This is a genomic window from Pollutimonas subterranea (assembly GCF_002849655.1).
GTDB classification, from domain to species: Bacteria; Pseudomonadota; Gammaproteobacteria; order Burkholderiales; family Burkholderiaceae_B; genus Pollutimonas; species Pollutimonas subterranea.
Genome location: NZ_PDNW01000001.1, coordinates 449,300 through 461,585, shown reverse-complemented (window position 1 = coordinate 461,585; position 12,286 = coordinate 449,300). Strand labels below are relative to the sequence as shown.

The 12,286-nt window shown below is 59.8% G+C and carries 13 protein-coding genes; 2 read left to right on the top strand and 11 right to left on the bottom strand.

Going from position 1 to position 12,286, the window contains the following annotated elements; genetic code table 11:
- Nucleotides 1–22: 22 nt before the first annotated feature.
- Genes gspN through gspG form a run of 8 tightly spaced genes read right to left on the bottom strand, consistent with a single transcriptional unit; the run spans nucleotide 23 to nucleotide 5,230 of the window.
- Nucleotides 23–790 carry a type II secretion system protein N gene (gene gspN / locus CR159_RS02195; RefSeq protein ID WP_102072333.1) on the bottom strand — a complete coding sequence of 256 codons (768 nt, stop codon included), beginning with the start codon at nucleotides 788–790 and terminating at the stop codon, nucleotides 23–25.
- Entirely contained in the window at nucleotides 787–1,380 is a 594-nt protein-coding gene (locus CR159_RS02190; protein ID WP_102072332.1) for a type II secretion system protein M, read from the bottom strand. Before CR159_RS02190 ends, gspN begins: the two co-directional genes overlap by 4 nt.
- Nucleotides 1,377–2,390 carry a type II secretion system protein GspL gene (gspL, locus tag CR159_RS02185; RefSeq protein WP_158238490.1) on the bottom strand — a complete coding sequence of 338 codons (1,014 nt, stop codon included), beginning with the start codon at nucleotides 2,388–2,390 and terminating at the stop codon, nucleotides 1,377–1,379. Before gspL ends, CR159_RS02190 begins: the two co-directional genes overlap by 4 nt.
- Before the next feature lie 16 nt (nucleotides 2,391–2,406).
- Nucleotides 2,407–3,306: a type II secretion system minor pseudopilin GspK gene (gene gspK, locus CR159_RS02180; protein WP_233208139.1), complete on the bottom strand. Its 900-nt coding sequence runs from the start codon at nucleotides 3,304–3,306 to the stop codon at nucleotides 2,407–2,409.
- Entirely contained in the window at nucleotides 3,303–3,938 is a 636-nt protein-coding gene (locus CR159_RS02175) for a PulJ/GspJ family protein (RefSeq protein ID WP_102072329.1), read from the bottom strand. Before CR159_RS02175 ends, gspK begins: the two co-directional genes overlap by 4 nt.
- Entirely contained in the window at nucleotides 3,935–4,306 is a 372-nt protein-coding gene (gspI, locus tag CR159_RS02170) for a type II secretion system minor pseudopilin GspI (protein WP_102072328.1), read from the bottom strand. The genes CR159_RS02175 and gspI overlap by 4 nt, the downstream gene beginning before the upstream one ends.
- Nucleotides 4,303–4,818, bottom strand: a complete 516-nt coding sequence (locus tag CR159_RS02165) for a prepilin-type N-terminal cleavage/methylation domain-containing protein (protein WP_158238489.1) — start codon at nucleotides 4,816–4,818, stop codon at nucleotides 4,303–4,305. Before CR159_RS02165 ends, gspI begins: the two co-directional genes overlap by 4 nt.
- Complete coding sequence (gene gspG / locus CR159_RS02160; RefSeq protein WP_102072327.1) at nucleotides 4,790–5,230, bottom strand: type II secretion system major pseudopilin GspG; 441 nt, start codon at nucleotides 5,228–5,230, stop codon at nucleotides 4,790–4,792. The genes CR159_RS02165 and gspG overlap by 29 nt, the downstream gene beginning before the upstream one ends.
- A 170-nt stretch (nucleotides 5,231–5,400) precedes the next feature.
- Here gspG and CR159_RS02155 point away from each other — a divergent pair, with 170 nt between their 5' ends.
- The gene (locus tag CR159_RS02155; RefSeq protein WP_233208138.1) at nucleotides 5,401–5,871 is read left to right on the top strand and encodes a hypothetical protein; all 471 of its coding nucleotides are present in this window, start codon (nucleotides 5,401–5,403) and stop codon (nucleotides 5,869–5,871) included.
- Between the two features lie 39 nt (nucleotides 5,872–5,910).
- On the opposite strand, the gene CR159_RS02150 is transcribed toward CR159_RS02155, so the two are convergent.
- Complete coding sequence (locus CR159_RS02150) at nucleotides 5,911–6,654, bottom strand: prepilin peptidase (RefSeq protein WP_233208137.1); 744 nt, start codon at nucleotides 6,652–6,654, stop codon at nucleotides 5,911–5,913.
- A 94-nt stretch (nucleotides 6,655–6,748) separates the two neighbouring features.
- Here CR159_RS02150 and CR159_RS02145 point away from each other — a divergent pair, with 94 nt between their 5' ends.
- Nucleotides 6,749–8,926, top strand: coding sequence for a sulfatase-like hydrolase/transferase (locus CR159_RS02145; RefSeq protein ID WP_233208136.1), 2,178 nt, complete (start codon nucleotides 6,749–6,751; stop codon nucleotides 8,924–8,926).
- 51 nt (nucleotides 8,927–8,977) lie between these two features.
- Here CR159_RS02145 and CR159_RS02140 read toward each other — a convergent pair whose 3' ends face one another.
- Nucleotides 8,978–10,117, bottom strand: coding sequence for a formylglycine-generating enzyme family protein (locus CR159_RS02140; RefSeq protein ID WP_102072326.1), 1,140 nt, complete (start codon nucleotides 10,115–10,117; stop codon nucleotides 8,978–8,980).
- A complete protein-coding gene (locus CR159_RS02135) occupies nucleotides 10,104–12,281 on the bottom strand; it encodes a sulfatase-like hydrolase/transferase (RefSeq protein WP_233208135.1) in 2,178 nt (725 codons plus the stop codon). The genes CR159_RS02140 and CR159_RS02135 overlap by 14 nt, the downstream gene beginning before the upstream one ends.
- Nucleotides 12,282–12,286: the final 5 nt, after the last annotated feature.

Genomic DNA, 12,286 nt, shown 5'->3' with positions numbered 1-12,286 from the left:
TTTCATAGGAAGTGGGCAGACGCTAGCGTATTTTCATGATGGTGGGGCCGTTCTGTCCTGACCGGGGGCCGATAGCATCCAGTAGGCCCTGCAAGGCGGCATGGGTGTCCCCGCTGGCCGATTCGTGAACCCATGCCTTGCCGTCGAACTGCGCCCTGCCCGCCTGCGACAGGATGCCCGTACCTTCCATCATCCAGGGCCCCTGATTGGTAGCAAGTGCTAATGCAATGCTATTGCCCGCAGCTTGGCTCAGTATCAGGGTGTATTCGCCCAATGGGCGTATGCGGGTCAGTGAGGAAGAAGCGTTACGCCATTGCGCAGACAATAGCGGGCCATTGTCCTTGGAGGCGACGGCGTTCTTTCCGAAAAAGAGTTCAGGCCAATTGATGAACAGTTCACCGCCTGGATCCAGCGTGTTGAACATGCCATGCACGGTGGTCAGCGCAGATGCGGGCAGTTGCAGCGACTGAGCCGACATGCGCAAGCCCCGCCACGAAAGTGCCAGCGTCAGCGGTCCACGCAGCCAGGCGTGGGTCAATATCAGATGTGGCCCACCCTCGACGCTCAGGCGCCACTGCAGCGGGTCGGGCAAGGTGCGTTGCAAGCCGCCAACCCCGACAGCCATCGTCGCGCTGGCTTTCCATAGGGTGCCTGAAGCGTCGGTAACCCGGACTGGAGAAGACTCAGGTATCCATGCCATCACCCAGCGGGCTGGCAGCGCCCAAAGTGCAGCGGTGCACCCAATGGCGAGCAGCAGTGCCAGCCATGTCGCCTGGACGCCGCGCCTCACGGGGCCTTCGCCTGCGGCGTCAGCGCCAACACAATGACGCCACTAAGCTGCCCCGGTCGATCACGGCCGTCCACATTGCTGCGCGCCAAGTCTACCCGGCGTGTCTGCATCTGTGCCACGAATGGCAAATTGCTCATCCACTCCATGATGCGCCCTGCGGGAGCGTTGGCGAACTGTACCTGCCACTGCATTTCCTTGGCGGAGACGCCATCCGACCTGCTCAAGACACTGACCGTCTCCAGCCCCGCCGCATCCAGGCTGACCTGTAGCGCTTGTTCTGTGTCGCCGGCAGGTATGGCGCCAGAGCGCCCGCGGGTCAGCGCATCCGCTTCAAGGATGATCGCGCCAAGTCGTGCCGTCTGGGCCTGCACCAAGGGCAACTGCTGGCGTGCAGTCTGAATGGTCTGCAATGCGGGACGTAGTGCAAGCGTCCAGAGCAGCACGGCAAGAAGCAGCAGCGCAGCGCCACGTAAAACAGCTTGCTCGCGAGAGGTTCTTCGATGCCACGCGGCGCGAATCCGGCTTGCGAGTGGCTCCAGGCGCATGCGCAATGCGTCATCGAGCTCCGTCAATCGGGTGTTGAATGTCATGGCCGCCTCGCTTGAGGCTCGGCGAGTGCAGGACGCTGCACCTTCCACACGTGGGGCCGGGTTTCATCTTTCTGAAGCACGAGTTGATGCACCGCTGCCGACTGAGCCAGCGCGGCCTCGTTGGCAGGCGGTAGATAACCTTCGGCCAATATCAGCGTGAGCACGTCGTTCTCGTAGCTCAGACTGCGAACATGACTTTGGGCAAAATCAAGGACCTTGGCCGTAGTGATCGCCAAGGACATGAAATCGTCATCGCCCGCCACACCTTGCGCAAGCCTCAGTGCATCGCGTTGATTCTGCGCTTGGCGCACGGGATCAATGACGACAGGAATTTGCGGAAAAGCCTGTACCACGGCGTGTTGCATGTTCTGCTGCAGGGTCTTCACCTCGTTGGCGAGCCGCGCTGCATACCAGTTCAAGCCCACCACCCATACCACGGTAGCCGCGGTGGACCAGTATATTGCCCTGCGCCATCTGCCGCTCGCCGAAGCTGGCCGCAATTCCTCACTTGCCAACGACCAACCCGGCAAGGGCGCCAGCCAACGCGAATCCGCGGGCAATCCCAGTGGTTCGGCAGGCCGAGGATCGTTGGCGGGCAGAGCCAGCGACTGAGGGATGAACGCCACGACATTCAAGCCGGCTTCGGCCAGCAAGGCCCATGCTTTTGCCAGCGAATGCCGTGCCACCCAAGCTACGGTCACGGTGCCGTCGGCCGCGCGAGATCCGTGTGCCACGCACAACTGGCTGATTTCAGACAAGGCCATCGGCTCGATGCTGCCGGCGACGGCCGCGCTAAGCCTTTGAGTGGACACGGGCGGGACCGTGATGTCGGCCACGACGGCATCATCAGGATGCAGAATGGCGTGGACAGCCACGGAGTCTGCCTCTGCGCCCAGTTCGGCCAGAGGCAGTTGTCCGGCGCGCGCCACGCGTCCGTCCCGATCGATCAGGACAAAGGCAATAGTCGTATCAAGCGCCAGGTCGGAGAGTAACGGCAGAGCCAGTCGCAAATGGTGTCTCATATTATTAATAGGCGGCCCAGCGGATCGATGATACGCCGTGTTCGCTTCGGTGCAGCAGTGCTCTGAGGCCGACCATCGTATCACCAACCGTAACTTCACCGGTTGCGCGAAACCAATTGCTGTTGACACTGATGCGCCGCCCAGCATCCGGTTTCCGGCTACGCAGGCGGTTGACGAAGTCCGCTCGATTGGCAAACCAAAGGCCTCTGTCCCGTTGAACGATCAGGTCCCGTGCGCCCGCCAGCCCGAGTTCATCGACGACGGCGCCAAGCACTTCGGCCGTAGCGGTGTTGGCGTTGACCGTGGTGGCGATCGGCAAGACAGTAATATAGGGTTGCAAGGTCTCGATGGCATGCGAAGTCATGCCTTGCAGCACACGCAAATCGTTGATGCCTCTCAGCCCCACCGCGCGGGGGCCGGCCGCTTTGCCAAATTGAGCGTCCGCTACTCGTTGCGCGATGATCGCGGCCAATGAAGAATCAATGCCCAGCCATTCGAACAGGCGTTCCAGCGCCAGGACCTCTAATGGATTGATCTGGGCGTTCTCGGCCAGGTTCCGCAAATTGTATTTGCCTTGTTCGTCTTCAATCTGTCCCGAAAACAATGCGCCCTCGGGATTGTCGGCAGCACCGACCGGCAGACCGATAATGGGACGGGCCCAGATTCCGTCAAGGCGGGTGGATGGACTGCTCCCGGCATCCATTTGCAGCACGACGCGCGACCAGTCCAGGCCGCCCCTCAACATCCAGACCGCCTGACTTCGGTCGCCTTCGGAAATGAGGATATTTGCCAGCAAGCCTTGGCGCTCGATGATGGAGGTGGCCATCGCCGATGCGGCGACGACGACCACCAAGGCGGCGATAACGGCCATGCCGCGTTGGCGAAGTGCTCTCTGCGGACTCATGGCAGCAGCACCACCTTGCGGTAGGGCTTGTCGCTGGCTGGTCCCTCGCGGTATAAGGCAATCTCGAGGCCGATCATGCCAGCGCCGCCACCACGGTTGGCTGGATTAGCCGCCTGGTCTTGCTGCGGTGCGATCCAGCCCTGATTTGCTTTCCATACCTTGACGGTCATTGCGCGAACCTGCTCCAGCACAATGACGCTTTTTTCGGCCGCCGGTAAGGGTAAAAGATGGGAAGGTGCGCCGGCCGCCCGAAATAAGCGGCCATCTTTGAGATACCAGCGCAATTGTTGCCACCTTCCGTCACCGGCGTCGCGCACCAAGCCTAAACCCGTACTGGCATTCCAGACAATACCGGGTGGCAGTTGAGTATTAGCCTGCGTTTCGGCAACCCCGGTCGCCGTCGGACCCGGCAAAATATCGGGTCCGGCATGCAGCAAGATGTCTCGCTCGATCTGACTCAGCGCGCGCAACAGCGACAGGGTTTCTTCTGCACGATCATCAAGTCGTTCGCCTGTGTGCTGTACCGCTTCGAGGCCGCGCCAGGATATAAGGCTGACCAGCGCCATCAGTGTAAGCGCAACCAGTACTTCTATAAGTGTGAAACCTTGCTGCGTGTCATGCGGGTTCATCATCGCAGCTCCGACATCAGGCCATCAAGCTGGGCCAATACCGCCCCTTTGCCGAGGCTGACACGGACTGTAACTCGCCGGAAACTCGGGTTCGGCGTAGCTTGCACCACTTGTTCGCAATCAAGCGCCAGCGTACCTTGCGGGCATGGCTGAGTGCGCCGGCCAAGCACCGGCAAGACGGCTTGCAGACGCATTTCCGCCAAAAAATTCTGTGCCGCTTGCTGCGCGAGGCTTCGTTCCTGCATGTTGCGCACGCCATTGACTCCTACGCTCAATGCTCGCACACAGGCCGCCAGCGCGACGCCGGCAATGGCGAGCGCGATCAGGACTTCGATCAGCGTAAAGCCACGCTGGCGGCTATGGTCGGTCATGGACCCACCACGAAGCGCCCGTTACCCAGGCGCGATAACCGAACCACGTTGTCGCCTGCTTTGAGCTCCATCAGGAAGGGGCCGGGTATCCAGTCGGCGCCGAACACGATGCCACTATCAGGTTCGATGCGTATCACCATCGCATCGGACGTAATCCATTCGCGTGGACGCAAGGCGGTGTCGGCGCCAATGGCCGTGTCACTGACAGGCTGCGCACGCGCCGCCATTCGAGCCGGTAGCATCAGGCGTCGCGGCAAGCGAGAAAAATGATAACCGCCGTCATTGTATGACCAGACAATGGGCTGGCCGCTAGTCCGGGCCTCAGCCTGCGCGGTGGCAAATAAATGTGTCAACCTAAGTGCGTCCTGGCGCAGTGCACGGGCGCTATCGTCACCAAATGCCGAGACACCGGCCAGGGTAGTCGCTATACCGATGATGACCAGAACGATCATCATTTCGAGCAGCGTAAAGCCGTCCTGACGGCTAGCGGGTCCAGGAACCAATGTCGGCATCAGCGCCTTCGCCCCCGGGTTTCCCATCGGCGCCCAATGAAAACACGTCGATTTCGCCATGCACACCGGGATTCAAGTACTGATAAGGTGTACTCCACGGGTCGTGAGGGAGGCGATCCATATACCGCGAACCCTTTCCTTGTTCGGCTACGAAGGCTTCAAGACCCTCGGTGGACGACGGATAGCGGCCATGATCCAGCCTGTATAGTTTCAGCGCTTGCATGATGGCACCGATGTCCTGCTTGGCGGCGATGGCGCGCGCCTGATCGGGACGATCCATGACGTTGGGTACGACCAATGCGGCAAGCACTCCCATGATGACCACCACCACCATGATCTCTATGAGTGAAAAGCCTTGCTGGTGCCCGGACTTGCGAGCGCTGGCTTTGCGTAGATGAAAATTGCCTGTCATTGAGATCGGCCGATATTCCGGAAGAAGGAGTTTGATTCAATCGGATACATTGAGTTGGGATAGATCTTACCCGATAAAGGACTCGTCGATAATTTTGGCGACAGCGAAAGACAAGCGTCTTATTTTTTTTTAAGGCATGATTCGACCGTTGACCAATTTTGTCCAAGATCATGATCTCACGCATTATTACCCTGGCGGCATGGCCGAATCGTCGCCCTCTCATTGTGCAGTCGCTGGCCATGTTGGCCACGGCGGCGGGCATTGGCCTGTGGAGCGCGCTGCTGCTCGCCCCCCAGCCAACAGTAGCGCCCCCCCTTCTAGCCTCTGGTCCAGCGCCGGGTGAGAACATCTCTCCCCTGGTCAATTGGTTTGGTGGCGGCAGTGCCCGCCTGCGCGTTGCGGTCCTGGGTTTGCTCTCTGCCGGTCAACGCGGCACGGCCCTGCTTTCGATTAACGGTGGGCCGCCCAAAGCCTACAGCGTGGGACACACCTTGGCCCAGGGCGTCACCCTTTCGGCCGTGCTGCCCCATGGGATCTCGATAGACCAGGACGGTATTATCGAAGAGATCCAGATACTCGGCCGGGCCGCGCCGCCCGCGGGTTTCGTTCATGCCAGCCCTTCGCGCACATCCGGACAATAGCCCGCCGGCCCCATCGACTAACGTGGGCCGTGCTTATTACTACAGCCGCAGCAGAGCGGCAATGCCCGCTATCACCAGGTACGGGCCAAAACTGAACGATTCACCTGCTTTCATGCGACCGGCCATGCGCCGCAGCAGGGCAATTGCTAACGCCAGCGACGATGAGGTCAACACTATTAAAGGCAGTGGCGCCCAGCCCAACCACGCACCCAACGCAGCCAGCAACTTAAAGTCGCCTCGGCCCATCCCTTGGCGGCCGGTCAGCAGTAAGAAGAAGGCGCAAATGACCCAGAGCGCTAGATAGCCTGCCGTGGCACCCACCACGGCGTCGGCCAGCATGGAAAAGGTGCCATCCAAATTCACGAGCAAGCCCAGCCACAATAAGGGGATGGTCAACATGTCCGGCAGAAAGCCCGATTCGGCATCGATCCAGGCCAGCGCAAGAAGAACAACGACATAGACAATGGCAGCGGCCGTGGCAGGTGTTGCGCCAAATCGCCAGGCACACAAGATAGCCAGAATCGGGGCGGCCACCCAAAAACCCAAGCGATAACGTCGATGGGTCATTGAGGGTTGCTGTGGTAATTGGGCATCCAGGGCCCGGGGCAAACGGTAAGCGGCGCGGCTTAGGGGCGTCGACAGAACCAACGCAAACGCCACCGCCGCCAGCACGACAGCAGCCGGCCCAAGATCCCAAGTTGTCCACATGCCCATCATCATGTCCTTGTCTTGCAGCATTATCTCAGTGACCTGCACGATAAATACTGTTACGATTTTATCCAATCCTCACAATGCGTGTGGGTGACCGAATTTATAGACAATATAAAAGCTCGATTGCGCTGCATTCGGGGGGGTCTGGCAACACACGGAGGATACCTTGAACAGAACAATCCCAGCTTTGCTTGCAGCGATATTATCCGTCTTTATACTGGCTTCATGCGACAGCAGCGGCGGCGAGGTGGCATCCGATAAAGGGCCACAACCGCCGAATATTCTTTTTGTCGTCCTCGACGACTTGGGTGTCGACCAATTGTCGGCATTTGGCTACGGTGGGCTCATCCCCTCGCAGGTGCCCAGAACGCCGAACATAGACGCCATCGCCCATGTCGGCGTACGCTTCCGAAACGCATGGTCCATGCCCACGTGCACGCCGAGTCGAGCCACATTCTTTCAAGGGCGTTATCCCTTCCGTACCGATGTCAAAAATGCCATCGTTGCATCTGACCTGGCCAATTCGCAGGTATCCCCCTTTGAAATCACGACACCCAAGCTCCTGAAGGAAAAAGGATACGTGAATGCCGTCATCGGCAAGATGCACCTATCGGGCTCCAACCTCAATCCGGCGAACAATCCGTTTGGAGACGGCGTGATGCACGAACTTGGGTGGGACTACTTCGAAGGCTACCTCGACGGCGGTCCCTATCCAATCGATAAAACGGCGGGGGGCGCCAACCATGTAAGCGGAGCCGTTTATGGCTGCGGCTTCGTGCCCAACGTCAACAACGATCCAACCCATGGAGCCGACAGCGGCGCCTGCTATAAGCCCAATGGCAGCTGCACGGCAATCTCCACCGCCAGCACGGCAACACCAGGCCTCGCCTGCCTCGAAGGCGGCGGGATCTTCGATCCGGGACAGTCGTGCCGCGCATCCGTGCCCGCCTATCTGGATTTCAACTTGCAGAACGGCTATTACACCAGCGAGTTGATCATTAACCAGCCGGATGGCGGGGTGGAGGTCTTGCCGCCTTCCGATGCACGCAGCCGCGGTTATCGCAGCACCCTGGAAACCGATCGAGCGGTCGCCTGGGTGAAGCAACAGAAGCTCGGTCAGCCCTGGATGCTCAGTGTAGGCTACTCAGCCATCCATACGCCGCTTCAGCCGCCGCCGGCCTCTCTTCTGCCTGGCGATGCGCTCAAGATCGGCGCTTATACATGCTCCTCCGACTTGCAGGAACAGCGGCAGCTTACCAACCACATGCTCGAGGCCATGGACAAAGAGATAGGCCGCTTGCTGGTCGAGACCGGCATTGCCCGTTATGCCAAGGACGGCACATTGGATTACCGCCCCGAGAACAGCAACACGGTGGTGGTGGTCATGGCCGACAATGGCACCTATGGTCCCAGCGTGAAGTTGCCCTTCAATCTGACCCGCGCCAAGGGCTTTCCTTATCAGTCAGGCGTCTGGGTGCCCTTGATCGTGGCTGGCCCGATGGTCAAGGAACCCGGCCGAGAGGTTCCGCACATGGTGAGCTCCGTCGATATGTACAGCCTGTTCAGCGAGCTGGCCGGTATCGATCTACAGAAGACGCTGCCGGAATCACTGCAGGTCGATGCCAAGCCCGTGCTGGCGTACTTGACCGAACCTGGCCGGGAAAGCATACGCGACACCAACTATACCGAGACGGGAACCAACATTGCTTCGAGCAATGCCAGCGCGCCGCCGCCTTGCGTCATCCCGACATCCAATATGTGCGTGCAAGTCTTTCCCCAGAAAGGAATCTGTGAAGACCAAAGCGGAACCTGGTATGGGCCGGGCGGAGTGGCCGGCCCCCAGGGATTAGGCTCGTGCTGCGCTGTCAATGATTATTTGGTTGCCCAGGGTGAATCACCGGTCGATATCTTGCCCAATTCGCAAAAAGCCATTCGCAACGACTTCTACAAATTGGTGCGCATCGATCGCCTGAACTGCGCCAGCCAGCAAATTGAATCAGCCGATGAGTTTTATCAGGTCGACCAGGCCGCACCGTTGCCCAAACTGGATAATGCGCTCAGCAATCTGCTGGCTCTGCCCAACATGACACCTGAAGCACAGCAAAACTACGCAGCGCTTCAGAGTAAATTAAGCGCGCTTCTCGACAGCCGAACCGTCTGCCCGGGCGACGGCAACCTGGATCTGATGGTGGATGACGCAGACATTGAAAACTGGAAGCACTACAGCACCCTGAACGGCGGACGATCCAGTTGGTACGACTTCAATCACGATGGCCTGACAAATGAAGCCGACCGGTCCGTCATCGAGCAGAACATGGGCAAGGATTGCCGGCCTAGCTCGTAGGCCGACGCACCGCGCTTCTAGGGGGAGATCGGTAACCGGCAGCGGCGGCTCTTAAGAAGCCGCTTGAGCCGCCGGTGCGGGCGCGTCCTTGACTAGCCGGAATCCCACATGCGACATGGGACTGTATGGATCGGAGCCCCGCCGCGCACTGGGACGGTATGACAGGCAATAGCTCTCGTTGCAAAGAAACGAGCCGCCTCGTATGACGCGCTTTGGCGCATTGGCGGGCACACCCGGATCGGATGGATCAAATGCTTTTTCCGGGCCACGCGGGTCGGCGACCGGACCTTTGGCGCCCGCCTGCTTGCTGAAATAATCGGCGCCATACCAGTCGGCTACCCATTGCCAGGCGTTGCCGGTCATATCATAAAGGCCGTAGCCGTTGGGCGGGAAGGTTCGGGCCGGCAGAGTACCCTCGGCGCCGCCGGCTTTGGGGCTGACCACTGGGAAAGTGCCTAGTTTGCTGTCCCAGTAGTTGGCCATCGGCTTGCCGTCCGGCATGAGCTCGTCGCCCCACACATAGGTCGCCTGTTCCAGCCCGCCGCGTGCGGCATACTCCCATTCCGCTTCAGTCGGCAAGCGCTTGCCCACCCACTTGGCGTACGCCAGCACGTCTTCATAGCTGACCTGTACGACGGGATGGTCGCCCCTGCCTTCGATGGAACTGCCAGGTCCTTGCGGATGGCGCCAATTTGCACCGGGCACATACCGCCACCACTGCGAGTAATCGCTTAAATCGACCTGACGGTCGGTACCAACGAAGACCATGGCTCCGGGCACCAATACCTCGTCCGGTGGCGCTGGGATGCCGGGTGGCAGCTGGACGCGGATCGTCTCCCAGTCGGGCTTTCTTTCAGCAGTCGTGACATAGCTGGCTTGCCGCACGAACTCGGCGAATTGATCGTTGGTGACATGGGCAATGTCAATCCAGAAGCCCCCCACCCTTACCGCATGGGCCGGCCGCTCGTTGGCCTGTGCCAGCTTGCTGTCGCTGCCCATCTGGAAAGAACCGGAAGGCACCCATGCCATGTCTGCAGGCGTAGAGACGCCATCTCCGATGACCACGATCGGTTCGGCCAGCGCTGTTGAAGACGGACTTTGCCACACTGCGGCAACTGCAGCCGCAAGGACGCCAAGCGCTGCGACCGAGCCCCATAGCCATTTGCGATGGGAAGCGTCAATAGACAGCATGAGTGCGTTCGCAGGTCTTGCCCAGATTCGCCTGGATGATCGTTTCGTCGCGGTTGTCCGTCTTGCCGTCTCGGAATTCTCCGGTCACAAAGTCATAAACGCTGGACATGCCCCAGGCATGAGCGATCCGTGCCCAATTACCGAGGTCTTCACCATTGACCACCCCGTCCATGTTGCCATCGCCCGGGCATTCCGGTTCGGAGGCCAGGATATCTTCAAGCTTGGTGCGCAACTCGTTGTAGACGGCGAGCGTTTCAGCATTCGCGCCTGGCAACAAGTCGCGATCCGCAGTGTCCAACAGCGGCGTGGGTGCGGCCTGATTGATCTCGTACAACCCATCGACGATTTCCATAGCGAAACTGTCCGTCGCCGGCACGTAGTCCTCGCTTGAATTGCGTACCAGCTTATAGCGGTCATTGCGGATGGCCACGGATGATTCGGGCACGAGGTTCAGCAGCGAATCGCCGTTCTTGTACCGCGCCTGGTTTACTGCGGCGCATGACAGGTACCCATCGCCATCGGGATTGGCCAGCACCGAGGAGTCGGTGTGACCGGCCCCCCACCATACACCTTGGTTGTCTTGGCAAACACTTTTGGAGGTCGGGATAACCGTGCACGCTGTGCTGATGACACAAGGCCCGTTCCGTCCGCCGTTGGCTTGCTCGTTCAAGCCGCCCATGGTGAAATTGATGGTACGCAGGCTACCCTGGCCGGAATCGGTCAGGTAGGGCAAAATGCCCACCGAATCGACGGTCCGGGGAACTTCTTTATGAACGTCGAGGCCGGCCAACTCTCCAAAAAATTGAAACAAGTCGACAGTATTGACCATGTGATCGACTTCCCGGTCTGGCTGGACAACCTGTGGGCCCGCGATGATCAGCGGATCCCATACACCTGTCTGATAGGCGGTGCCCTTGGCCCGCGTAAGGTCGAAAGGAAGCTTCACCGCAGCGGCTAATGAGCCGTTGTCGCCAACGATCACGATGACAGTATTCGTTGCTTTGGGGTCGTAGTCGAGGCTGCCATCCTGGCCGCGCTTGGCCAAGCCGGTTTCAACCAGAAGCCTGCCGAACTCGGTATCCAGGGCTTCCGTCATGCGGTCCTGAATAAGCCGCGTATCAAGAGTGCTGTCGGTGCAAGTAAGATGATCGAGCGGGCCGACGTGTCCTGCAAGCAGCTTTTTCGGAGGTTGTTGCCATGGCGTATGGGCAGCGCTGTAGCTGACCGTGGCCATCCAGGCCCTATCCGATGGCCGGGACTTGATCCAGTCGATCGCGGCATCGGTTTCGATAGTCGTGCGGTAACCGCGTGCGCGGGCGTCGGTCAGCGGCACCACCTCTACATCGCCATTTTCGATGCTGACAAGGGGCGACACGTAATAGCCGTTCTGGCGTGTGAAATCGAGCGAGGCTGGTGGAATGCCGCAGGTGGCGTCGGGGACCAGGATGCCACCCGAAGCCAGGCACTGCAAACCAGCCGCGTCCTGATCGGGTGATGTGCGGGTAATGACCGAGCAACTGTTGTCGGGCTGATAGCAGGCGCCCGTCCTCGCGCCGCCCTTGGCCAATTCACCCGGAATGAAGCCGCACATATGCGAATTAGTAGGTGCCGCGCCCCCTGCCGACGTGTCGATAGACCCGGGCAGTCCCCCCACCCAGCCGTAAAAGCGGTCCCAGCCAAGCGTGCTGGGCGTTGCGTTCTCTGCTTCGTTATTTTCGGGGCCGGCCAGGTGAAACTTGCCGAACATGGCACTTTCGTAATTGGCCTTCTTGAGCAACTTGGGGGTGGTCATGTCGTAAGGCGACAGTTGAGACGTAGCCAGATCGTTGGGTCCGATGGCTTGATTGATGCCGGTGCGCACCGGATAGCGGCCCACGAAAAAGGCGGCTCGGCCAGGCGAGCATTCGGGCATGGACCACGTATTGCGGAAGCGAACCCCGGCATGGGCGACGGCATTTATATTTGGCAGATCGGGCCCGATGGTCCCGCCATAGCCGAAGACCTTCATCTGATCGATGCCAACGTCATCCATGATGACAAAAAGAATATTCGGGCCCTGCGGGCCTCGAGCAGAGTCCTGCGAGGAGCCGCTGCCGCTGTTGCACCCGGTAAGAACCAGCGCGGTCAAGCCCGCGGTAAATAAGGCCGGAATCGTCTTGTTCAAATTTG

What these genes read in the sequence shown, in the direction of transcription:
- CR159_RS02190 (WP_102072332.1), bottom strand. Translation starts at nt 1,380, where the DNA reads ATGACATTCAACACCCGATTGACGGAGCTCGATGACGCATTGCGCATG.
- CR159_RS02175 (WP_102072329.1), bottom strand. Translation starts at nt 3,938, where the DNA reads ATGATGAACCCGCATGACACGCAGCAAGGTTTCACACTTATAGAAGTA.
- gspI (WP_102072328.1), bottom strand. Translation starts at nt 4,306, where the DNA reads ATGACCGACCATAGCCGCCAGCGTGGCTTTACGCTGATCGAAGTCCTG.
- CR159_RS02140 (WP_102072326.1), bottom strand. Translation starts at nt 10,117, where the DNA reads ATGCTGTCTATTGACGCTTCCCATCGCAAATGGCTATGGGGCTCGGTC.
- CR159_RS02165 (WP_158238489.1), bottom strand. Translation starts at nt 4,818, where the DNA reads ATGCCGACATTGGTTCCTGGACCCGCTAGCCGTCAGGACGGCTTTACG.
- CR159_RS02155 (WP_233208138.1), top strand. Translation starts at nt 5,401, where the DNA reads ATGATCTCACGCATTATTACCCTGGCGGCATGGCCGAATCGTCGCCCT.
- gspK (WP_233208139.1), bottom strand. Translation starts at nt 3,306, where the DNA reads ATGAGTCCGCAGAGAGCACTTCGCCAACGCGGCATGGCCGTTATCGCC.
- gspG (WP_102072327.1), bottom strand. Translation starts at nt 5,230, where the DNA reads ATGACAGGCAATTTTCATCTACGCAAAGCCAGCGCTCGCAAGTCCGGG.